The following is a 23676-nucleotide window of genomic DNA, read 5'->3' on the forward strand; positions in this document are numbered from 1 at the left end:
GGTGCCGGACGACCGGTGCCCCGTTTTTTTATGCCAATGTTTTCACTTTAATTGCGGGGCCTTATCAAGTAGACTATATTCTACCTGATTCCTGCCATTATGAAAACGCTGACCGCAACCATTTTTCTTTTGCTTTTTTGCCAAAATGCGTTCTGTAATCCTGACCTGACACAAACGCAGTCCTTGACCTGTCCGCTGGAGGCAGGTTATCCCTCGGTCCCTGTAATCAGATCGCTCACCTATAACTCTGTTGACTTGCTGTATGGAGGAGGGCCACTTTATTTTCTGGTGCTACGTTACAGGCAGGTTGGCGGAAACTGGCGGTACAAATACCGGATACCAACTAGTTATGGTGGTTATGGTTCGATGACGTTGACTGGTTTACAGCCCGGAACAGACTATGAATGGCAGGTCGCCAGTCTTTGCACTTCTTCAGATACTATTACATCGAATTATGCGGTATTGCAGCGGTTTACGACCTTACCGTGTACGAATCAGGTAATGAGACTCAGCCAAGGGACTGTTACATCCAATAAGGCATCTGTCAGCTGGGGTTTGGGTTACTCGCCTCCGGCATCGGTGAGCTTTGTTGTTCAGTACCGTGCGGCAGTTGATACGGTCTGGAAGCAGTCGGAAGTACTTACGGGACGTACTTATTCATTCACGGGGCTGGTAAATAATACGGCTTATGAATGGCGGGTCGCTGAAATGTGTTCGCCATCAATGACTTCCGGATTTACTGACGTGGCTTCTTTTACGACAACGTGTCAGCAACCAACCGGTCTTCGTCTGGCCAATACGATTGGCATAACCGGTGCTAAGCTTGAATGGCAGGGGGCCGATGTGCCTTATGAACTTCAATGTAAGCGTGTAACCGGGCCTCAGGATAGCTGGACAACCGTTACCGGAATTACAGCAACTAACTATTCACTTTATGCCCCGAACGATGCTTATGAAGCGCGTCTAAGAGCTGAATGTGAATCAGGTATTTACAGCCCCTATTCGGTTCCGGTTTCATTTACCATGGCTTGTTATCCACCTTATACATTTTCGCATTATTTTCTTACAAGTGGTTATTCAGTTAACACAAACAACATATCCAGTACCAGTGATGGAGCGCTTGGCTATAGGCTGCAATGGCGGGCCTCCGGTCAGAGCGACTGGCAGCAAGAACCGCTGTCGTCCCGTCCTTATTATATAATTACAGGGTTAACGAATAACACAACCTACGAAATCAGGCTTCAGAATCAGTGTTCACCAACGTTGCGTAGTGAATTTACGGATGTTATGTCGGCTACTACCTCCTGTCCGGCACCGTTTTGGCCGGCATTTGTTCAGCCATACGGTGAACTACAGTGGGGGGGACTGGCAAGTCCGGTGCAGGTTAGTTACAGTGTGGAGTGGAAAAAAGAAGAGGCTACAGACTGGCAACGTTCTCCGGTCTTGAATCAGCTACAGCCGGGAATGGTCAGGTACCGGTTTCCGGGGCTTAACGCAGGGACTTATCAGTACCGGATTCAAACGCTTTGCGCCGATGGTTCCTCCTCCGCTTATACGCCGGTCGGATCGTTTACCTATACCCCCTGTTTAAACGAGCCGGTAATTAATAACCTTAATGTTGGCTGTGTCGGAGCGCAGGGAGCAGTCATACAGTTTACAACTTGCACTGATGAGCAACGCCCGATAGAAATACGCTGGCGTAAAAAAGGAGATGACTGCTGGGCGGTGGCATCAGTACCGGATAGTCTCTTGCCAAAATGGGTGACTGACCTTAGTAGTAGCCGAAGCCGGGCGTATCCATTAAACGGACTGGTACCGGATACTGAATATGAATGGCTGCTACTGATCAGACATGGGGATCGCGCTGAGCCGGTTTTCAGTACGGAAATACAGTCGTTCACAACCCGCTCGGGTACACCACATACGCCAACCGTTTTGTGTACCAATGACAGAACGGCCACCGTTTCCTGGTCCCCAAATACAAGTCCGGACGCAACCGATGCCTTTTGCTGGCAAAGTATGAGCCGTTATCAACTGATGTACAGACCGGAGGGTTCGGCAACATGGAGAGAACCGGTTAGCCTGTCGGGGACAAATACATATACATTCGGCGGACTGGCTTTAAGTACAACCTATGAGTGGCGCGTAAGACAGCAATTCACTGACAGTACGTTCAGCGCATTTTCCGGTAGTTCGGTTTTCAGGACTACCGGTTGTGAGAGCCCTGAATTAAGCACGGGGACGTTGGGTGGTATACTTGACTGTGAAAACCCGCTGGTTATATGGGCAGGATGTGGGATCGGACAGACAACCTACCGGCTTCGATACCGGCTTGCGGGCAAAGTTGTATGGACTGATTCTCTGCTTGTTCAGAACCAGAACAAAAATGAATGGATCGGCTATAAATTAAACCACCTCTTACAAAAAATACCCTATGAAGTGCAGTTGCAGGTTACCTGCGCCGATGGAACACGATCAGCATATGGCAACTCTGTAACCGTGACAGCGGGCTGTCAGGAAATTTGCAGGACTCCGACCGACATTTGCCACTATGATATTACGGAAAATTCAGCGGTACTGAACTGGCGGGGGCCGGGGCCGTATGAGTTCCGCTGGCGAAAAGGAGGAACTGCAGACTGGAGACTCCTGACAGTTCCGGCGCCCTTAACCGGTATGGCAACCGTGTTTAAGTTGGCAGGTCTGGAACCGAATACGGCGTATGACTGGCAAGTACGAAGTACGTGTTCTCCGCAATCGGATTTTACCCAGACCGATTTTTTTCGGACGGTATGTTATTCACCGGAAAACGGGCGGGTAATTGCGTTGACACCCGTTTCTGCCCGTGTTGTCTGGAGCGAAACAGACCCCGATTTACTGTACACTATCCAATGGCGAAAATCGGGTGAGCCTGTATGGAACCGGATTTCCGGTATCAATAGCCCGTCATATAGCTTGACAGGACTTACTCCTGACACTGCCTACGAATGGCGTGTATCAACTGAATGCAGCGAAATGTCCAGGGGGGCTGTTTTGTCATTCAGGACAGGAATAGCAAACCGTTTTCCGGTCAATACCATCACTTCGGTCAAAGACGGCCTGTGGAGTGATCCGGCTGTATGGTCCTGCCAACGGATACCGTCGGGAAATGATGCCGTTCAGGTGATGCATAAACTTGTTATACAGCCTGGTATTACCGGACATGCATTCAAGCTTACCTATAGTCAGAATGGCAGACTAATTATCCAGAAAAAGGGCCGGCTTGTGTTGTCGGAGTGAGTCAGACACAAACGTTACAACCCCTTCACAATCGCCATGACCAGATTGGCGGAGTTGGCAGCCGCAACGCTCAGGAAGGCGTACATGTCGCGGCGGGCGTTGCTGTTGGCCTTGTCGCTCATGCTCCGGATTACCAGACATGGCACATGCAGTTGATAACAGACCTGCGCTACGGCAGCGCCCTCCATCTCGGTCGCATCGGCCTGAAAGTCGGCACGCAGCCGGTTTACCAGTTCTTCGGAAGCCACAAACTGATCGCCCGTCACCACTGTACCGGTCATCACCGACGGCGGGCGCGAGGCACCGGGCACCGGCGTAAAGGCCATCGAGCGGGCAACTGCCTGTGCCTTGAGCAGCAGCAGGGAATCAGCCGGGAAATACGCCGGATTCAGCTGCCGGTTGATGGGATTGCGCGTCCGGAAGTTGGGTTGCTGGTCGGCCGTTAAGGTGCGGTAGTCATAGTAGCCGGTCTGTCGCGAGATCACCAGATCGCCGGGCTGTAACGATGGATGAATGCCCCCCGCAATGCCCGTAAACAGCACCGATGTGGGGTGGAAATAGGTCAGCAGCAGGGTGGTGGTCATGGCCGCATTCACCTTGCCGACACCGGTTTCGGCCACAACTACCTGTTTGCCGCCCAGTTCGCCGGTGGTGAAGCGGACACCTTCAATTTCCCGCGTTCGGGGCGACCCAAGCGATTCAATCACCAGTTTCACTTCCGCATCAAAGGCGCCGAGCAGACCGATGACGGGTTTGCTGTTTCCGGCAGATTGCCCGTGGCTCAACGTTGCACTGAGGCTGGTAAATAGAACGATACGGAGAACAGATAGGAATCGGTACATAACAGGTTGATAAAGTTGGATAAATAACGGATCCGGACCGCTAAAATAGGATTCAGAACAAAGCCGGACAACCCGTGTTGACGAAACAGGGTGGACTGAACCGCCAAACGTTTAAACAACTGAAAACCATGCAGAACAATAACAGTCTGGTAAGAGAGGTCGGAACGGCCATTGGTATAGGGGTGCTGGCGGGACTGGCCGGTACACTGGCGATGACCGTTTCACAGATGATTGAAATGAAACTGACCGAGCGGAAACCAAGCACCGTACCGGCCGATGCCATAGCGAAGGTGCTGGACGTAAAGCCAACCAATAAAGAGCAAAAGGAAAAAGTTTCGCAGGAGGTACACTACACCTACGGCACTACATGGGGCATTCCGCGCGGACTGCTGGCACTGGCCGGTCTGAAAGGCTGGGAGGCCACACTGGCCCATTTTGTGGCGGTCTGGGGTACGGAGCAGATCATGCTGCCGAACCTGAAACTGGCACCCCCTATAAACGAAGAAGAGCCTCAGGCCATTGCGACCGACGCTCTTCATCATGCAGTATATGCCATTACGACCGGGCTCGTCTACGATGCCATCGATCAGGCTTAGGCCATTTCCTTGTATTGCATCCGGTACAGGTTGGCGTAAAAGCCTTCGTGTTGCAGCAGTTCCTCATGCGTGCCCTGCTCCATGATCCGGCCTTTGTCAACAACAATAATATTATGCGCTTTCTGAATGGTCGACAGCCGGTGAGCAATCACAATGGCTGTCCGGCCTTTCATGAGCTTGCCGATGGCTTCCTGAATCAGCTCTTCCGTCTCGGTATCAACCGATGAGGTGGCTTCGTCAAGGACGATAATTTTCGGGTCCTGCACCATGGCCCGGACAAACGAAATCAGCTGACGCTGGCCAACGGAAAGTGTCGCACCGCGCTCCATAACATTGTAGCTGTAACCACCCGGCAACCGCTCAATAAAGTCATGTACGCCCACCAGTTTGGCGGCCTCGACCATTTTCTCGCGGCTAATGCTCTTGTCGCCCAACGTAATGTTGTTTTCGATGGTATCCGAAAACAGGAATACATCCTGCAACACTACCCCGATGTTGCGGCGGAGCGCCCCGAGCTCATACTCGTGCAGGTCTACACCATCGACGGTGATATGGCCCTGATTGATGTCGTAAAAACGGCTTAGCAGGTTGATGATCGATGATTTACCGGCCCCCGTCGCACCGACGAACGCAACGGTTTCGCCTTCTTTCACAGCAAAGGAAATATCCTTCAGCACGTAGTTTTCTTCATTATATGCAAACCAGACGTTGTCGAATGTCACGTTGCCCCGCAGATGCTCGGGCGTATATGAACCATTGTTGACGGTATAATCTGTGCTGTCGAGGAGGGTCAGGATACGGTCGGTACTGACAATGCCCATTTGCAGGGTATTGAAGCGGTCGGCCAGCATCCGGATCGGGCGGAAAAACAGGTTGATGAACATCACAAAGGCGGTAACTGTCCCGAACGTTACCTGCTCGTTCAGAATTTCCCGCGCCCCGTACCAGACCACAAGCCCCGTACCGGCAGCCGACAGGATATCGGCGACGGGGAAATAAATCGAGTAGTACCAGATAGAACGGATGTTGGCTTTGCGGTGCTCGTTGTTGATGGCCCGGAATTTGTCGGCTTCAATTTTTTCACTGCTGAATATCTGGACGATACTCATGCCCGTAATGTGCTCCTGCACAAACGAGTTCAGATTTGAGACCGCTGCCCGTACTTCATTGAACGAGTCTTTAATTTTCTCCTTGAAGATATACGTACTGAACAGCATGAGCGGCACCATCGACAGGCTGATCGTGGCCAGCCGCCAATCGGTCCAGAACATAACCCCGATGATCAGGACGAGCTGGAGAATATCACCGGCAACCGCAGCCATGCCTTCGCTGAAGACGTCGGCCAGCGTTTCGATGTCTGAAATAGTTCGGGTGACCAGCCGGCCGATAGGGGTATTGTCGAAAAACTTAAGGCGCAGGCTTAATATTTTGCGGTAAAGCTGGATCCGGATGTCGCGGATAATGTACTGGCCCAGCCAGCCTGACATATAGGTGCTTGTAAACTGCACCATCGCTGATAAGGCAAGTACGGTCACCATGATCAGGAGCATACGGGTCAGACCGGCATAGTCGCCGGCTACCACCTGATTGTCAATCGTGTACCGAATGAGCAGCGGCGTCAGAGGCGACAGGCAGGCTCCCAGCAGAATGACAAAGACAAGAAAATAAAACTGGCGCTGATAAGGCCGTATAAATGCGTAAAGACGACGTAAGGTAACAAGATCAAATATTTGACCGCTCTTTTTTTCTTCGTTCACGGGCAGCAGGTAGAGGTCGATTCGGAAGGGTAACAGCAAATAATCCGGAAAAGTTACCAATACTCCCGATAGCCGGGCTGATTTAGCTGTTATGGGTTGTTAACTCCTCAGTTCCCGCCGTTTTTCACAGACCTGAGCAGGTGACTGATGATTTTTTCTGAATCCAGCCGCACGCCGCGCAAAATGCCGGTCAGGGGCGTGGCAAAGCCCAGAAAGTAAAGCCCTTTAGCGGCGGGCTGATCAAACCAAAGCTGTCGGGCATAGCCTTTTTCGTTCAGCACCTGCGCCGACAGGTCGTTGCCGAGGAGCGTTTGCAGGCCCGGCCGGTAGCCGGTTGCCAGGATAATGGCGTCGAATGGCAGTTCGCTGCCGTCGGTAAACGTAACAGTTTCGCGATTGATTTGCTGAATGCCGGGCTTCACGCCAATATACCCCGCCTTGATGGCATCCACCGTCCCGATGTCGATAACGGGAATTTTGCCCAGCTTCCGGATCTGGTACGAAGGCGGGTAAGGAGGCTTTTTCAACCCGTAGGCCGACAAGTCGCCGAGGCCGCCGACCCGTTGCGACAATCCGGAGGCGAGGTCATAAAGCCAGTCGGGGAATTTACTGAGGAAGATGGCACTCGGTTGTGCGGGCCGGCCGAAGGTGTCCCGCTTAACGATATTTACCGGATTCCGGACCGAAATAACGGGCCGCGCACCATACTCGTATAGATCCAGGGCCAGTTCGGCACCCGTATTGCCCATCCCGACAACCAGTACGTTCTCGTCCCGAAAAGGCGAGCCGTTGCGGTAGTCACGGCTGTGCCAGATAATGCCGCGGAAGCTTAACTGCCCGGGCAGCTCCGGCTGGTTCGGAACGCGGTTATACCCCGTAGCCACGATCACCTGTCGGGCCAGAAACGAATCGGTGCCGGTCTGCACCTGCCACTGACCGTCTGCCTGCCGCCGGATGTGTTGCACCTGCTGGTTAAACAGTGGGGCTATGCCGAAATGCGCCGCGTAGTCTTCGAGATAATCGACCACGTCCAGCCGCGAGGGGTAGACCGGGGTATCGTCGGGAAACGGGAAATGGGGGAGGCCCGAATGCTCCTTTACCGTATGCAGATGCAGCCGGTCATAATGAGTCCGCCACGAGAAACCAATGTGTTCAGAGGCTTCGATGATGGTAAAGGGCAGCTTATAATGGGCCAGCTGCCCGGCCATGGCTAATCCGGCCGGGCCTGCCCCGATGATCAATGTTTCGCAGCGTATGGGTTGCGTTTCACTCATTTTACCCGTGTCCAGGTTTGTGTTTTACCAATAAGCGAGATGCCGACAAACCCGCGTACATCAAGCGTATTCGCGTCTTTGAGGGTCAGCTTACATGAATAGGTCTTGCCGTCTTCCGGATTGTAGATTTTGCCTTCATCCCAGACATTGCCCCCGTCATACTCGAAGTTGGTCAGGTTAACCATACCCAGAATCGGGCGGGAGTGATTGGCGGCATTTTCGTTTTTGGTGTCGAGTTTTGGCTTGCCGGTTTCGGGGTCATTGGGCTCCTTCAGCCAGGCTATTTTGCCGAAATACTTATCACCTTGTTTATAAAGCTGGATGTGTCCTTTTTTGGTGCCATTGAGCCAGGTCCCGACAATAGCATCGGGGTTGCCTTTCTGGGCATATGCTGAAATGGTTGTTAGCAGGAAGAGGAATACAAAAACCTGGATGGTCTGTTTCATGATAAAATCTGTGGTTTTTAGTTGAAAGTATTGAACTAACGCAAATATCTGAATGCAGATTACATTGATAAATACTTTTCGCTCAATTTTGTTAGACGAAAAAACAGCAGTAAATCATGTTCAAACGCGATCCATATAAAAGTTACCCTACCGAAACCGAGTCCCGAATGATCATCCGGTTTCAGGATTGTGACCCGCTTCAGCACCTGAATAATGCCAAATACTTTGATTATTACTTCAATGCGCGGGAAGATCAGGTGGCAAAGCTCTATGATTTCAACCCCGGGCAGATGTTCCGTGAGTTTAAGACGAGCTGGGTAGTTTATCAGCACCAGATTGCCTACATCCGGCCCGCCCTGGTCAGTGAGTGGGTGCGGGTCATGTCCCGGCTTATCTATTACGATACCGACACGACCGTTACGGAATACTACATGACCGATGATTCGAAAACCCAGCTGAAAAATGTGTTGTGGGTAACCTCAAAATACATCAGTGTAGAAACCGGTAAGCGCATCCCGCACCATCCGGCGGTGATGGAGCTTCTGGAAGTCACGCAGGTGCCGCACCTTAACTTTCAGGAGCTCAACTTCAACGACCGCATCCGGGATATCAAAAACCGGCTCATACTATAATTGACTATGATTAGTATGATTGAATGATAGGCTATGATTTTTTTCGATTGAATGGTTAAGCTCAAAAAACATTCAATCACATAACTTTAAAAATCATAGTCCATCATTCAATCATTTTAATCGTAGTATTTAGTGACTGTCCCGCTTCACCACCGATCCCGACGAGCCTTTGAGGAAGTCGAGATCAGCGCCTTCGTGGGCCTGCGTAACGTGGCGGATGTACATGCCGACGTAACCGCGATTATAGCCAAGGTCGATCGGTTTGAAATGGACGAGGCGGGCTGCAAGGTCCTGATCCGAAACGTGCAGGTGCAGGAGCCGCTGCTCAACATCGAGGGTGATGAGGTCGCCGTTCCGGACCAGCGCTAAGTTGCCGCCCACCGCCGACTCCGGCGAGACGTGCAGCACCACTGTTCCGAAGCCTGTTCCGCTCATCCGGCCGTCCGAAATCCGTACCATGTCGTGTACGCCCTGCGCCAGAATCTTTTTCGGCAGGGTCATGTTACCGACTTCCGGCATGCCCGGGTAACCTTTCGGGCCGACGTTTTTCAGTACCAGCACACACGTCGGGTCTACGTCCAGGTCCGGATCGTCGATGCGGGCTTTGTAGTCGTCAATATTTTCGAAAACCACTGCGCGGCCCGTATGCTTCATCAGCGCAGGTGTGGCGGCCGAGGGCTTCAATACGGCTCCGTTCGGGCAAAGGTTGCCTTTTAGTACCGCAATTCCGGACTCCGGTTTAAACGGTTCAGCGACCGAGGCAATAACGTCGCGGTCGTAGCAGGCCGCCTTTTCGCAGTTCTGGCCGATGGTTTTGCCGTTGGCGGTGATGGCTTCGTTGTGCAGTACCCCCCGCAGCTCGCGGATAATGGCGGGAAGCCCGCCGGCATAAAACAGGTCTTCGACAAAGTGTTCACCCGAGGGTTGCAGGTTGGCCAGCAACGGGATATTGGCCGACAGCCGGTCAAAATCGTCAATCGTCAAATCGATACCAATCCGGCCCGCAATGGCGAGCAGGTGGATGATAAAGTTGGTTGAACCGCCGAGGGCGGCGTTCACCATGATGGCATTTTCAAACGCTTCCCGCGTCAGAATGTCTGAAGGCTTGCGGTCCTGTCGTACCATCTCGACAATCTGCATACCGGCCATGTGGGCCATTACTTTCCGGCGTGAGTCAGCGGCCGGAATCGTGGCGTTGTCAGGGAGGGCAAGGCCCAGCGATTCGGCCATGGCGGCCATGGTCGAGGCGGTCCCCATCACGGCGCAGTGCCCCTGACTACGGGCCATACAGGCTTCGGCCGTCACAAACTCTTCCTGCGACATAGCCCCTGTTTTATAGTCTTCGGCAAAGCGCCACAGGTCGCTCGTACCGATCTTGCGGCCCTGATAACGGCCGGCCAGCATCGGCCCGCCCGACAGCACAATACTTGGTATGTTTACGCTACAGGCGCCCATAATGAGCGATGGCGTTGTCTTGTCGCAGCCGCACATTAGCACCACGCCGTCCAGCGAATTGGCCCGCAGGCTTTCTTCAACGTCCATACTCGCCAGGTTCCGGAACAACATGGCCGTTGGTTTAATCTGGCATTCCCCCAGCGACATCACCGGAAATTCCAGCGGAAAGCCACCCGCCTCCCAGATACCCCGTTTAACGGCTTCGGCCAGTTCGCGGAAATGGGCGTTACACGGCGTTAGCTCCGACCAGGTGTTGCAGATACCGATAACCGGTTTTTCGCCCGTGAACAAGTGATGGGGAAACCCCTGGTTTTTCATCCAGGCACGGTAAATAAAACCGTCCTTGCCGGTGCGGCCGAACCATTCCTGTGAACGGAGTTTAGGGTTTTGAGAGGATGCGTCGGTGGTTGACTCGTTGTTGTCAGTCGTATTCATTCGGTAATAAGATCAGTAAGTACGTTCTGTTTAGCTATCAAAGGACGTACTGTGTTGAACTTACCCGGAGCGGGGAGGTAAAAATGAAAGCAGCCGGTAAAGGTTATGCTTCTGACAAGCCGGTTACCCTAACCTGTTAAAACATATCCTTCACCGGCTGTCTGGTGATTCAAATCGGCTATTGTTCTGTATTGCCAGCCCCGGCCTCCGGTTTTGGCTTCGGCTTGCGGCGTTTGTTGCGGCGCTTCTTACGGACAGGAGCTGTACCGTCGGCTGTGACCGGAGCCGATGCATCGGAAGTACCTTCCGCGCGTTGCGACGGGGCAGTAACAGTTTCATTCCGGACCGCATCCGCAGCGGGCTGAGCCGGTGCATTGCCTTCGGCAGTACTGTTTCGTGGCTTGTTATTATTGCCCCGGTTTGATTTAGGCCGTTTGTTATCCTGTCCCTGTGGTTGCATTTCGCCGGAGTCCCCGGGTCTCGGCTTATTCTTGCCGGTTTTCTTGCGGCCTTTCTGCTGCGGATCGCCCATGCGCCGGCTGTTAGGCTGGTAGGCCGGTGTATCGCCGAACTCAGCCGGAACCTCGCCTTTCGGAATATCCTCGCCCAGTAACCGTTCGATTGCCGACAGTTTGCGCTGCTCGGTCTCACTCACAAACGTGTAGGCAATACCATCAGTCTCAGCGCGGGCCGTCCGGCCGATACGGTGGACATAATCCTCGCCGTCGTGCGGTACATCGTAGTTAATGACCAGGTTGATGTTGTCGATGTCAATACCCCGCGAAACAATGTCCGTTGCTACCAGAATCGGCAGCTGCCGGTGTTTAAAGCGGCTCAGCACCTGTTCCCGTTCACCCTGCTCAAGGTCAGAGTGAATGGCATCGGCCGCGAATTTCGCCTGTTTAAGTTCGAATACAAGCTGCTTTACATTTTCTTTCCGGGAGCAGAAAATAAGCACCGACGGGAAGTTATGCTGCCGCAGCAGGTACGCAATCAGCGGATTTTTCTGCCGCTGGTAAATGATAAAGGCTGCCTGCTTAATCCGTGTCGGCGGCTTCGAAATCGACAGCATGATCTCCAGCGGCTCATGCAGGATTTTCCGGGCCAGATCCTTGATTTTCGGCGGCATGGTAGCTGTTAAAAATAAGTTCTGCCGTTTCGGCGGTAAGTATGACAATATTTTGAGTATATCGCCGTGGAAACCCATATCAAGCATGCGGTCAGCCTCGTCGAGTACCAGAAACTGAAGGTGTTTGATACTCACATACCCCATGTTGAGGTGGCTGATGAGCCGGCCGGGCGTACAGACAACAATATCAGCACCGGTGGTCAGGGCCCGCTGTTCCTTACTGAACGCGTTTCCGTCGGCCCCGCCGTAAATGGCAATTGAGCTGACGGGCGTAAAATAGGAAAAGCCCTCCAGGTTTTGTACGATCTGAATAGCCAGTTCGCGCGTCGGTACGATAACCAGTGCTTTTACTGATCCGTCGTCGCCGGCAGCGATACTGAGTTTATGAAGAATGGGTAACAGGTAAGATGCTGTTTTACCCGTTCCGGTCTGTGCCGAAACGAGAATATCCTGCCCCGCCAGTACTGCCGGAATAACCTGTTCCTGAACAGGGGTTGCCGTTTGGTAGTTCATGGCGTCGATGCCTTCCATTAACTGGTCATCGAAGCCAAATTCTGAAAATTTCAAGATAAACGTGCGAGAATGGTTTACGTTGCAGTAAAGTAATAGTTTTTTACCGAAAGTCCTATTCCTAACAAAATCAAACCAGTTTAGAACAATACCGTTATAATCCTACATTTGGTCAGATGGTACATCCGTCAGACACCCAACCACTACACAAATTTTATGTCGAAAACCAACACTAAACCAGATGATGCGGAACCAGAGAAACCGGTAATCACCAGGCGGTTAGATCAGGTTTTTCTGGATCTGAATGACGTGGCACAGTTTGTGGCACGCTTCTTCAGGGAGGTGTTTGTACCTCCTTATGAAGGCAAGGAAATCATACGTCAGTGCTATGCAGTAGGGTATAAATCACTCGGATTAATTTCGTTAACGGGGTTTATTACCGGCATTGTATTTACGAACCAGTCACGGCCGTCGCTGGCTGAGTTCGGAGCAACCTCGTGGCTGCCGTCGCTGATTGCCATTGCCCTTGTGCGGGCACTTGCCCCGCTGGTAACGGCACTGATTGCCTCCGGAAAGGTTGGCTCAAACATCGGGGCCGAACTGGGTTCGATGCGCGTGACCGAGCAGATTGATGCGATGGAGGTATCAGCCTCAAACCCGTACAAGTTTCTCGTCGTTACGCGGGTGCTCGCTACAACCGTGACGATCCCGGTGCTGACCATGTATACAACCTTTGTTGGCCTGATGGGCGCCTTCGTGAACGTAACGATGGTAGAACAAACGAGCTTTTCTTCGTTCATTCAGGCTGTTTTCGGGGCCATTACTTACCTCGATATTTTCGCATCCGTTGTCAAATCATTCTTTTTTGGCTTTACCATCGGTATGGTAGGCAGTTATAAAGGATACAATTCGTCGAAGGGTACAGAAGGGGTCGGAAAAGCGGCGAACGCCTCTGTGGTGACATCCATGTTTTTAATTTTTATCGAAGAATTATTATCACTGCAAATTGTAAACGCACTGCGGGGCGGCTGATCGGCTATGGAAGAGAAAAACAAAACAATCGACCGCGACAACGCCGTAATTCAGATCAGGGACCTGAAAAAGTCATTCGGAGATCTGCATGTACTGCGCGGTGTTGATCTGGATATTTTCAAGGGTGAGAACCTGGTTGTACTCGGACGGTCAGGAACCGGTAAGTCGGTGCTGATCAAAATTATCGCAGGCCTGCTGAAACCTGATGCCGGTACGGTGACGGTAATGGGGGAGGATGTAGCCAATCTGAAACCCAAAGAACTGGACAAGCTGCGGCTCAAAATCGGATTTTCATTCCAGAACAGCGCGTTGTACGACAGTATGACGGTGCGGGAAAACCTTGAGTTTCCGCTGGTTCGGAACGTACGGGACCTGAGCCGCGCCGATATTGACTCGGCCGTTGAGGAGGTGCTCGAAAACGTTGGCCTGTCGCAGACGATCAACCAGATGCCGTCGGAACTGTCGGGCGGGCAGCGGAAACGGATCGGTATTGCACGGACACTGATTCTGAAGCCGGAAATTATGCTCTACGATGAGCCAACCGCCGGTCTCGATCCGATTACGTCCATCGACATCAACAACCTGATCAATGAAGTTCAGGAGCGCAATCACACGTCGTCGATCATCATTACCCATGACCTGACGTGCGCCAAAATGACCGGCGACCGGGTGGCCATGCTCCTCGACGGGCGGTTCGAGCGCCAGGGTACGTTCGATGAAGTGTTCAGCACCGACGACGAGCGCGTAAAGGCGTTCTATGATTACAATTTCATCCAGTAAATTCTTCGGTTGCCGGTGGTAACCGAGGCATTGGGAGTGATGGCAGGGCCGCCACTCAGGAACATAAAATATAAACGTTTGCGATAAGGGCTGAACGGCAGCTGGTCAGAATACGGCAGTAGTACGCACTCTTTCGCTCATTCACTCAATCACTCATTAATATTATGAAAGGCGATAATAAAAAGGGCATTGTTGTAGGGATCTTTGTTGCCCTCGGCCTGTTGATTTTAGTGGCCGGTATCCTGATTCTGGGTGGCCAGCAGAAACGGTTTACCAGCTCAATCCGCGTCAATGCGATCTTTGACGATGTAGGGGGCTTAAAGGCCGGGAATAACGTCTGGTTTTCGGGCGTAAAGATCGGAACGGTACGGCGGGTGTTCTTTTACGGCACATCGCAGGTAGAAGTTGAGATGAACATCGAAGAAAAATCGCAGCAGTACATCCGGAAAGATGCCAAGGCGACAATCAGCTCAGATGGTCTGATCGGTAATAAAATCGTTGTTATTGTTGGCGGAACTCCCCGGGTTGAGCCGGTTGAGGACGGCGACGTACTGAAAACGCAGGCGGCGCTGAGCTCGGATCAGATCATGGAAACCTTGCAGGAAAACAACCAGAACCTTTTGCAGGTAACCAAGGACTTTAAAGAGTTAGTTGGTAAAATTAAACGCGGCAAAGGTACGGTCGGGGCGGTGCTGACGGATACGATGCTGGCCGAGAACTTCCGAAATACGATTAAAAACATGGAGTCGGCGTCGCAGAGCGCGGCGCGGGTGTCGGGTTCGCTGTCGCAGTTTGCTGCCAAGATGAATACGAAGGGCGCCCTGGCCAATGAACTGGTGACCGACACGACGGTGTTCCGTAGCCTGCGGGCGTCTGCTCAGAAACTTCGTCAGGTTTCGGATAATGCGGTTGGGTTAACGAATCAGGCGGCGGTTATTACCCGTAATCTGGAGCAGACAACCAACAAACTGAACTCGCCGAACTCACCGCTCGGGGTGTTGATGCAGGACGAAGAAACGGCGAAAAACCTGAAAAATACGCTCCAGAACCTTAATCGGGGTAGCGTACTGCTGAATGAGGATCTTCAGGCGGCTCAGCACAATTTCCTGCTGAAGGGCTATTTTAAAAAGAAGGAGAAAGAAAAGCAGAAGGAAGCGGAGAAGCAGTAAAATGTTTTGTTGCTGATGGTTCTGATGGTTGCTGGTAGTTCTGGTTGTTGCTGGTAGTTCTGGTTGTTGCTGGTAGTTCTGGTTGTTCTGGTTGTTGCTGGTAGTTCTGGTTGTTGCTGGTAGTTCTGGTTGTTGCTGGTAGTTCTGGTAGTTCTGGTTGTTGCTGGTAGTTCTGGTTGTTGCTGGTAGTTCTGGTTGTTGCTGGTAGTTCTGGTTGTTGCTGGTAGTTTTGGTTGTTGCTGGTAGTTCTGGTTGTTGCTGGTAGTTCTGGTTGTTGCTGGTAGTTCTGGTTGTCGCTGGTAGTTCTGGTTGTTGCTGGTGGTTCTGGTTGTTGCTGGTGGTGGCACCAACAGTAAGTAACTCCGAACTACCAGCAACCATCAGTAACCCAGAACCATCAGAATAAACCACCAACAACAAGTAACCCTTAGTTATTTAGCCGGACAAAACCGCCGTCGATCGGGTAGTCGCATCCGGTAATGAAACCGGCTTCGTCGGAGCAGAGATAGAGTGCCAGCGCGCCGACTTCCTCCGGTTTCGCCATCCGGCCGATTGGTTGAGTAGCCGCCAGTTTGGCAAACATCTCGGCTTCCTGGCCGGGGTAAGTGCGTGCCAGAAAACCATCCACAAACGGAGTATGAACGCGGGCCGGTGAAATGCAGTTACACCGGATGTTGTGCTTCAGATAGTCCTTGGCAATCGACAGGGTCATGCTTACCACCGCTCCTTTGCTCATCGAGTAGGCGAACCGGTCCGGAATACCAACCGTGGCTGCAATGGACGCCATGTTCAGTACCACACCGCCGCCATTGGCTTTCAGGTGTGGAATCACCGCATGAACACAGTTATAAACGCCCTTAATATTTACATTGAAAATACGGTCCAGGTCAGCCTCGGAGGTTGATTCAGCCGTACCGATATGGGCAATACCGGCATTGTTCACCAGTATATGAACCGGTCCCTGCGCCACGATACCATTGATCACTTCGTCCACATTTGCCTGCTTCGACACGTCAACCGCGTGGGCGAAGGCCTTACCACCCTGCGCCGTCAGGTCGTCGGCAACCTGCTGCGCCTGGTCAATGTTTAACTCAAGAATATGGACAGTGGCACCGGCTTGTGCAAAGGTCTGCGAAATCGCCAGTCCAATCCCACTGGCTCCGCCGGTAATTAACGCCGTTTTATTTTCTAAAGAGAACATAATGTAAAGAGTGAAATAGTGAAAGAGCGAAAGAGCGAAAGAGCGGCCCGCCTCAGCGGACAAAGAGCGGCTTGCCACAGCGGCTAAACAAATCGCTCTATCACTCATTCACTCTATCACTCATTAATTATAGTGAAACGCCGCGTTTCCACGGGATAAAATCATCCTGACCCAGACGCTCGGCCTGGGTAATTTCGTCGCCTGAGGCTAAGCGGATAATGTATTCCAGCAGGGCCTCCGCATTGTCTTCAATGCGTTGTTCGCCGTCGATGATCGGGCCGCTGTCGAAGTCGATTACGTCCGGCATCCGTGCTTTCAGCTTTTTGTTGGTCGAGATTTTTACGACCGGACAAACAGGGTTGCCGGTCGGTGTACCCAGACCCGTGGTGAACAGGATCACGTTGGCACCCGAACCGGCCATACCGGTTGTTGCTTCGACGTCGTTGCCCGGCGTACAAAGCAGGTTCAGGCCCGGCGTCACAACCGGTTCGGCGTAATCCAGCACGTCGGCAACCGGTGCCAGACCGCCTTTTTTAGCCGCCCCCGCCGATTTGATGGCATCGGTAATCAGGCCATCCTTGATATTACCCGGCGACGGGTTCATGTCAAAGCCCGACCCAACGGCTTCGGCCTGGGCCGAATAGGCCTGCATCAGGTCGATAAATTTCTGTGCCTTGGCGGTATCGTCGGTACGGTTAATGAGTTCCTGTTCTACACCGCACAGTTCCGGAAATTCGGCCAGCACGGTTTTGCCGCCCAGGCTTACTACCATGTCTGACAGATGGCCAATGGCAGGGTTGGCTGAAATGCCTGAGAAACCATCCGATCCGCCACACTTTAGCCCAACGGTCAGCTGGCTCAATGGTGCCGGTTTACGTTCGTTTTTATTGGCTTCTATCAGGGCGAGGAATGTTTCTTTTATCGCCTGTGCCATCAGCGCCGTTTCGGTACCGGCCTGCTGCTCAAACAAGAGCAGTGGCTTGTCGAATTTCGGATTCTGGCGGCGTACTTCCTTCTCCAGCATCTCCGTTTGCAGGTGCTGGCAACCCAGACTCATCACCGTAGCGCCGGCCACGTTAGGGTTGTTGATAAAACCGGCCAGCAGCGAGCACAGCACGGCCGAATCCTGCCGGGTGCCGCCGCAGCCCATTTCGTGGGTCAGAAACTTAATGCCGTCTATGTTCTTAAACGGCCGGTTGGCGCGGGCCTGGGTCCGCATCTGCGCCGGATCAACAAACGGCTGCATGCGGTGAATGACCTCGTGTTGTCCTGACTGGTGTAAGTGAAGCAGTTCACGGACATGTTCGCGGTAGACATCCGGCTGGGCATACCCGAGCTCACGCTCGAAAGCATCCTTCAGGATCATCACGTTGCGGTTTTCACAGAACACCAGCGGGATAATGAGCCAGTAGTTCCGGGTACCGACGCGGCCGTCGGTGCGGTGAAAGCCGTTGAACGTCCGATCCTGCCAGGCCGATACGTCGAGGGTTTCCCAGCTGTACGGTTTCTTCTGTTCCAGCCCGTACGGGTCGGCATCGTGTTTCAGGTTAAACGTGGTGATGGGTTCACCCCGCCTGATTGGTTGGGTGGCTTTGCCTACCAACACACCATACATTGTTACGTGGTCACCAACCTGCAAGTCATGAGTAACAAACTTGTGCTTGGCGCTTACTGAATAGGGTAGTTCATAACGTTCACCCTCAAACTCGATTACGTTACCCGCCGGTAAGTCGCGTAAGGCAACAATGACGTTATCCGCCGGATGGACTTTGAGAACCTGAGCAAGACTCATGTTTACGTCGATTTTACGAAAAGTTAAACGGGCACAAAATGGCCCTTCGTCCTTGGCCGGACGTATGCATAAAGATTACTAATAAGAGGCTGACCGGCACAGAATCTAATCCTGCACCTGTGAACTTCTATGTAAATTACCGACGAAACCTAAAAATTACCTATTCTCAACCCGCTCTTTATTTCTATGTCTGAAAAACAAACGGAGTTTATGGCCGGTCGCCTGATCTCCATGGATGCGTATCGGGGCTTTGTCATGTTCCTGATGACCGCCGAATTACTGAGCTTTCACCGCCTGCACGAAGCCTTTCCCGACAGTAGTTTCTGGGCATTTCTGGCCCATCACCAGGATCATGTTGAGTGGGCCGGCTGCTCGCTTCATGACCTGATCCAGCCTTCGTTTTCGTTTCTGGTGGGCGTAGCACTACCGTATTCCATTGTCAGCCGGCAGTTGAAAGGACAATCGTTTAACGTGCAGTTTGGCCATGCGCTGCGCCGGTCCCTGATCCTGATTCTGCTGGGGATCTTCCTGCGCTCGACCCACCGCGAGCAGACTAATTTCACGTTCGAAGATACCCTGACCCAAATCGGCCTCGGGTATCCGTTCCTGTTTCTGCTGGGCCATGCCCGCCCGAAAATCCAGTGGGGAGCTTTTGCGGCTATTCTGGTTGGTTACTGGCTGATGTTTATTTTGTATCCGGCTCCGGGACCGGATTTTGTTTATTCGGCAGTGGGCGTCCCGGCCGACTGGCAGGAGCATTATACCGGTCTGATGGCACATTTTAACAAAAACAGCAACCTGGCGTGGGCGTTTGATACCTGGTTTCTGAATCTCTTTCCGCGCCAGAAAGCATTCCTGTACAACGGCGGTGGTTATGCTACGCTGAGTTTTATCCCGACACTGGGCACGATGCTGCTGGGTTTACAGGCCGGAAACTGGCTGCGGGCCGGGTTCGATGACCAGACCCTGCTGAAACGCTTTGTCATAGCGGGTGTGGCAGGGCTGGCGCTTGGAACCTTATGCCATCTGGCGGGTATTTGTCCGGTTGTGAAACGGATCTGGACACCGGCATGGGTGTTGTTCAGCGGTGGCTGGTGCTTTTTGCTGCTGGCTGCTTTTTACTGGATCATCGATGTCCGGAAACACCGTAGGTGGGCGTTCCCGCTGGTCGTTATCGGCATGAATTCAATCGCAATTTACTGCCTGGTGCACCTGATTGATGGGTTTATCATGAATTCGTTTTACATTCACTTCGGACATGCACCCTTCCGGATTTTCGGCGAGGCCTACGAACAACTACTGATCGGTTCGCTGACACTGGCTGTTTTCTGGCTGCTGCTGTGGTGGATGTACCGTCGCAAACTATTTATCAGAATTTAATCATGTTTACCGCTAATATTCTTGATCTGTTCGGTGAAACCATTTTTTACGGCACCATCACCGTTGACGGGCAACGCATTACCCATATTGAACACCTCGGCGATGAACGTCCCGGCGAGCCTTATATTCTGCCGGGCTTTGTCGATGCACACGTACATGTGGAGAGTTCATTGCTGACACCGGCCCAGTTTGCGCGGCTGGCCGTGGTGCACGGAACGGTCGCAACCGTTTCGGACCCGCACGAAATCGGCAATGTGGTGGGCATTGAGGGTGTACGCTACATGATCAGGGATGGCAAGCGGGTTCCGTTTAAATTTAATTTCGGGGCACCTTCCTGCGTGCCGGCCACGACGTTTGAAACTGCCGGAGCCACCATCAGCGTTGACGATGTCGGTGAGCTGCTGGCAATGCCCGAAATCGGGTATCTGGCCGAAATGATGAATTTCCCGGGCGTGCTGTATCAGGACCCCGATGTAATGGCCAAAATCGCGCTGGCGAAAGCCGTCGATAAGCCGGTTGACGGCCACGCGCCGGGTTTGCGGGGCGAATCGGCGCAACAATACATCGACGCCGGCATCACCACTGACCATGAGTGCTTTACGTATGACGAAGGTCGTGACAAAGCCGAACGTGGTATGCTGATTCTGATCCGGGAGGGCAGTGCTGCCCGGAATTTCGAGGCGCTCATTCCGTTGTTGCCCGAATTTCCAAACCAGATTATGTTCTGTTCCGACGATAAACATCCGGATACGCTGGCAGCCGGGCATATCAATCAGCTCGTCGCCCGGGCAATTGCCAGAGGATATGACCGCTGGGAGGTACTGCGGGCTGCCTGCGTCAATCCGGTCCGGCACTATCACATGCCGGTCGGGCAACTCCATGCAGGCGACCCGGCCGATTTTATCCAGGTAAGCGACCTGACCACCTTTACCGTTGAACAAACAGTGATCAATGGTGAGGTTGTGGCCCGTGGCGGTCAGTCGCTGATTCCGGACCTGCGGAGCGAACACCTGAACCAGTTCAGCTGCTCACGGATTGATGCCGGTCAGCTGGCAGTTGCCGCAACCGGCGGGACCATCCGCGTGATTGAGGCGATGGATGGTCAGCTGATTACCAACGAACTGCATCTGCCGGCATTGACTAAAGACGGGCTGGTACTGCCTGATGTACAGAACGATGTGCTGAAACTGGTGGTGGTTAACCGCTATCAGGATGCTCCGCCGGCGGTGGCGTTTATCCGGAACACAGGCTTAAAACAGGGCGCGCTGGCCTCGTCGGTCGGCCACGATTCGCACAACATCACCGCGGTAGGGTGCGACGACGAAAGCATTGCCCGTGCCATTAACCTGATTATTGAAGCCCGTGGTGGTCTGTCAGCAGTGGGCGGGCACGAGGAGTATATATTGCCGCTGCCGGTAGCGGGCCTGATGACGGATACGGACGGCTATGTCGTTGCAGATCAGTATACTCAGCTCGATCAGTTTGCCAAACAGACACTCGGCAGTACGCTGGCTGCTCCGTTTATGACGCTTTCGTTTATGGCATTGCTGGTAATTCCGGCCTTGAAACTTAGCGATAAAGGTCTATTTGATGGAAATAAATTCCAATTTTCGCCGCTTTTTCTTTCGTGAAAACGCTAAGTCACACAATTCGCGATTTAGTTTATAGCTTATTTTGATGTATTTGTGCTGTATTTTAATTTTTTGGTATTTTTTGTACAATTACTATTTAAAATTCAATTTTTTGTGGGTAAGTTTACAGCGTTGCCTAACCTTTTACAACCTCTACCTACCCAGTTATGCCTCGTCATCGTACACCGTCCGGCATAGATGAAGAAGCCCTGTGGAACAAGTTCCGCAGCGGGGACGAAGTCGCTTTCGCCCAGTTGTATCGCGAATATGTGCAGGTGTTATACCATTATTGCACACACTTTGCTCAGGATAAAGCGTTGATCAAAGATTGTATTCACGATTTATTCGTTGAGCTATGGAAGCACCGCCAGAATATTGGCCCGACTACCTCGGTACGGTATTATCTGATGGCTTCCATCAAGCGCAAATTGGTTCGGCATTTAACGGCTGAGCAGAAAATCAGCAGTCAGGACGATGTTCAGACAGACCTGCTGCCTGGTTGCGATCCTTCGTATGAAACGTCGCTGATCGCATTTGAAGAAGATTCGCACATCAACGAATGTCTTCAGAGTGCCATTGATAAATTGCCCCGCCGTCAACGCGAAGCCGTTTATCTCCGGTTTTACCAGAACATGACCAACGAAGAAATCTCGTCGCTCATGCAGATTAACATCCAATCGGTGTACAATCTGATTTTTGGTGCCTTAAGTAACCTTAAAAAGTACGTAACACTGGATCGCGTTGTCCTGTAATTGAAACCTTCGTTTATATGATTTAAACGACTACTCCTAAACCCTTAAATGAATCGGGGACCCTCAGACTGAGTGATCCCCGATTTTTTATTTGGTGTCTTTTGCGTGCTTAATGTTGAAGAAATACCGCGTAAGCCCGTCCTGATCGTTCTGTGCTTCCATCCATGCCTCCATCTTATTCCGGAAATTCCTGACCGTTTGCCGGTTTTCGGGCAAGGCTGCCAGGTTAGTCAGTTCATACGGATCGTTTTCGAGGTCATATAGTTCTTCGGCGGGGCGGTTCTGATAGGCGGCTACCCGCTGAGCGGCTTTCGGATCTGTTCTGGCCTTTTCAACCCACGAAAACCAATAATCGGTTCCGTCCACTGGTTTTGCATTGGTGATGTGGGTGGTGTAAGTACGACCCGGCTCCAGATTCATAATGTACTTTAGCTTGCGGGTCCGGATACTGCGGATCGGGTAGTAGTTAAACGCCCCGTAACGGGTGTCAGCCGTGTAGGTCGTAAAAATAGTATCACGGTGAGCCGTTCGTTTGCCGGTCAGCAGCGGTAAAAAGCTTTTGCCGTCCAGTCCGTCGGGAATACGGCCACCCGCAGCATCAAGAAGGGTGGGCAGCAGATCGACGAGCGGTGTCATGGCATCGGTAGTGCCCGGTGTCACTTTTCCGGGCCAGCGAACCAGCATCGGTACGCGGATTCCCTGATCGTAGAGATTCCATTTGCCAAAAGGCCATTGCGGACCGTTGTCGGTCGTATAGATAAACAGTGTGTTATCCATATACCCGTACTTTTTCATAGACTTCAGGCATTCGCCGACTGTAACGTCCATGTCGGTAACATCTGTGTAGTATTTTGACCGCACCATGCGCGTAATATCGGTATCAACCAGAAAGGGGGGAAGGTCCACTTTGGCGGGGTCATAGCCTTCAACTTTAGGCCACGGTACATGCGGATTGTCGGTTGCCACAATGAGGCAAAGCGGCTTCTGTCCGGGTTTGGCATAAACGGCCAGAACAGAGTCAATTTTCCCATAATCCCGATCCTGTTTTTTAAGGTAAACATATGGATAGGCAGATTGGGGCCACACATGATCTTTGCCCGCCAGAATAGTCTGATAGCCCAGTTGCTGCATGTAAACCGGCAGGGTTTTGATACCGGAATTGATTTTACTGTGATTAGGATGGGCGCCGTTACGGGCGGGCATGAGGCCGGTATTGATGACTGCCCTGGAGGGGACGCAATTGGGCGAGTTGCAGAACGCGTGGGTGAAGCGGAGGCATTCCTTACTCAGCGCATCGAGGTTTGGTGTCCGGACCACACGCGCACCGGCAAAACCGGCGTCTTCGTAACCGTGATCGTCCGAAATAAAAAGAATTATGTTTGGTTTCCGGGCGGGCGGAGCTTCAGGAGGGGTAACGGCCGGGTGGGTAATGAAAGCAAAACTACCTGTGATCAGCAAGAGCAGTAACCAGAACGCCGGCGATGAAAAGAATCGTTTTGTCATGAGGGAAATCGTGTTCTCTGACAGAAGCCGTGCACTCTATAAAACTACTAGCCCCCGTTCCGGCAAAAGCTGAAACGGGGGCTG

The 23676-nt window shown here is 52.3% G+C and carries 19 protein-coding genes; 9 read left to right on the forward strand and 10 right to left on the reverse strand.

Features of this window, described 5'->3' with window-relative positions:
• Positions 1-99 precede the first annotated feature (99 nt).
• The gene (locus AC23NW_RS17040; protein ID WP_487450833.1) at positions 100-3276 is read left to right on the forward strand and encodes a fibronectin type III domain-containing protein; all 3177 of its coding nucleotides are present in this window, start codon (positions 100-102) and stop codon (positions 3274-3276) included.
• Positions 3277-3290: 14 nt separating this feature from the next.
• On the opposite strand, the gene AC23NW_RS17045 is transcribed toward AC23NW_RS17040, so the two are convergent.
• The gene (locus AC23NW_RS17045) at positions 3291-4118 is read right to left on the reverse strand and encodes a 5'-methylthioadenosine/adenosylhomocysteine nucleosidase (protein WP_487450834.1); all 828 of its coding nucleotides are present in this window, start codon (positions 4116-4118) and stop codon (positions 3291-3293) included.
• Between the two features lie 74 nt (positions 4119-4192).
• Between AC23NW_RS17045 and AC23NW_RS17050 the strand changes: the two genes are divergently transcribed.
• Complete coding sequence (locus AC23NW_RS17050; protein WP_487450835.1) at positions 4193-4714, forward strand: hypothetical protein; 522 nt, start codon at positions 4193-4195, stop codon at positions 4712-4714.
• Here AC23NW_RS17050 and AC23NW_RS17055 read toward each other — a convergent pair.
• The 3 genes from AC23NW_RS17055 to AC23NW_RS17065 form a co-directional block, all read right to left on the reverse strand.
• Positions 4711-6471: an ABC transporter ATP-binding protein gene (locus AC23NW_RS17055; protein ID WP_487450974.1), complete on the reverse strand. Its 1761-nt coding sequence runs from the start codon at positions 6469-6471 to the stop codon at positions 4711-4713. The genes AC23NW_RS17050 and AC23NW_RS17055 overlap by 4 nt on opposite strands.
• 107 nt (positions 6472-6578) lie before the next feature.
• Positions 6579-7745, reverse strand: coding sequence for a flavin-containing monooxygenase (locus tag AC23NW_RS17060; RefSeq protein ID WP_487450836.1), 1167 nt, complete (start codon positions 7743-7745; stop codon positions 6579-6581).
• Positions 7742-8191: a DUF2147 domain-containing protein gene (locus AC23NW_RS17065; protein WP_487450837.1), complete on the reverse strand. Its 450-nt coding sequence runs from the start codon at positions 8189-8191 to the stop codon at positions 7742-7744. The genes AC23NW_RS17060 and AC23NW_RS17065 overlap by 4 nt, the downstream gene beginning before the upstream one ends.
• Before the next feature lie 116 nt (positions 8192-8307).
• Between AC23NW_RS17065 and AC23NW_RS17070 the strand changes: the two genes are divergently transcribed.
• Positions 8308-8823 (forward strand): acyl-CoA thioesterase, encoded by a 516-nt coding sequence (locus AC23NW_RS17070; protein ID WP_487450838.1) that lies wholly within the window; start codon positions 8308-8310, stop codon positions 8821-8823.
• Between the two features lie 129 nt (positions 8824-8952).
• Here AC23NW_RS17070 and AC23NW_RS17075 read toward each other — a convergent pair whose 3' ends face one another.
• Together AC23NW_RS17075 and AC23NW_RS17080 are read right to left on the reverse strand one after the other, a co-directional pair.
• Entirely contained in the window at positions 8953-10713 is a 1761-nt protein-coding gene (locus AC23NW_RS17075) for an IlvD/Edd family dehydratase (RefSeq protein ID WP_487450839.1), read from the reverse strand.
• Positions 10714-10891: 178 nt separating this feature from the next.
• Positions 10892-12409, reverse strand: a complete 1518-nt coding sequence (locus AC23NW_RS17080) for a DEAD/DEAH box helicase (protein ID WP_487450840.1) — start codon at positions 12407-12409, stop codon at positions 10892-10894.
• Positions 12410-12568: 159 nt separating this feature from the next.
• Between AC23NW_RS17080 and AC23NW_RS17085 the strand changes: the two genes are divergently transcribed.
• From AC23NW_RS17085 to AC23NW_RS17095, 3 genes are all read left to right on the forward strand, one after another.
• The gene (locus tag AC23NW_RS17085; RefSeq protein ID WP_293844407.1) at positions 12569-13384 is read left to right on the forward strand and encodes an MlaE family ABC transporter permease; all 816 of its coding nucleotides are present in this window, start codon (positions 12569-12571) and stop codon (positions 13382-13384) included.
• 6 nt (positions 13385-13390) lie between these two features.
• On the forward strand, positions 13391-14164 hold the full coding sequence (locus AC23NW_RS17090; protein WP_293844410.1) for an ABC transporter ATP-binding protein: 774 nt from the start codon (positions 13391-13393) through the stop codon (positions 14162-14164).
• Between the two features lie 164 nt (positions 14165-14328).
• Positions 14329-15333, forward strand: coding sequence for an MlaD family protein (locus AC23NW_RS17095; protein ID WP_487450841.1), 1005 nt, complete (start codon positions 14329-14331; stop codon positions 15331-15333).
• Here AC23NW_RS17095 and AC23NW_RS17100 read toward each other — a convergent pair.
• The 3 genes from AC23NW_RS17100 to AC23NW_RS17110 form a co-directional block, all read right to left on the reverse strand.
• Positions 15282-15683, reverse strand: coding sequence for a hypothetical protein (locus tag AC23NW_RS17100; RefSeq protein WP_487450842.1), 402 nt, complete (start codon positions 15681-15683; stop codon positions 15282-15284). The two genes, AC23NW_RS17095 and AC23NW_RS17100, sit on opposite strands and share 52 nt — an antisense overlap.
• Before the next feature lie 77 nt (positions 15684-15760).
• Positions 15761-16534 (reverse strand): SDR family NAD(P)-dependent oxidoreductase, encoded by a 774-nt coding sequence (locus tag AC23NW_RS17105; RefSeq protein WP_487450843.1) that lies wholly within the window; start codon positions 16532-16534, stop codon positions 15761-15763.
• A 127-nt stretch (positions 16535-16661) separates the two neighbouring features.
• Positions 16662-18326 (reverse strand): UxaA family hydrolase, encoded by a 1665-nt coding sequence (locus tag AC23NW_RS17110; protein WP_487450844.1) that lies wholly within the window; start codon positions 18324-18326, stop codon positions 16662-16664.
• Positions 18327-18557: 231 nt separating this feature from the next.
• Between AC23NW_RS17110 and AC23NW_RS17115 the strand changes: the two genes are divergently transcribed.
• The 3 genes from AC23NW_RS17115 to AC23NW_RS17125 all read left to right on the forward strand — a co-directional run bounded on the left by AC23NW_RS17115 (position 18558) and on the right by AC23NW_RS17125 (position 22089).
• Positions 18558-19706 carry an acyltransferase family protein gene (locus tag AC23NW_RS17115; protein WP_487450976.1) on the forward strand — a complete coding sequence of 383 codons (1149 nt, stop codon included), beginning with the start codon at positions 18558-18560 and terminating at the stop codon, positions 19704-19706.
• Between the two features lie 2 nt (positions 19707-19708).
• The gene (gene ade / locus AC23NW_RS17120; protein ID WP_487450845.1) at positions 19709-21337 is read left to right on the forward strand and encodes an adenine deaminase; all 1629 of its coding nucleotides are present in this window, start codon (positions 19709-19711) and stop codon (positions 21335-21337) included.
• A 167-nt stretch (positions 21338-21504) separates the two neighbouring features.
• Positions 21505-22089, forward strand: coding sequence for an RNA polymerase sigma factor (locus AC23NW_RS17125; protein WP_487450846.1), 585 nt, complete (start codon positions 21505-21507; stop codon positions 22087-22089).
• Positions 22090-22176: 87 nt separating this feature from the next.
• Here the strand turns inward: AC23NW_RS17125 and AC23NW_RS17130 are convergent, their stop codons facing one another.
• Entirely contained in the window at positions 22177-23592 is a 1416-nt protein-coding gene (locus AC23NW_RS17130; RefSeq protein WP_487450847.1) for a sulfatase family protein, read from the reverse strand.
• Positions 23593-23676: the final 84 nt, after the last annotated feature.

Source organism: Arsenicibacter sp. R0_47, assembly GCF_057652235.1.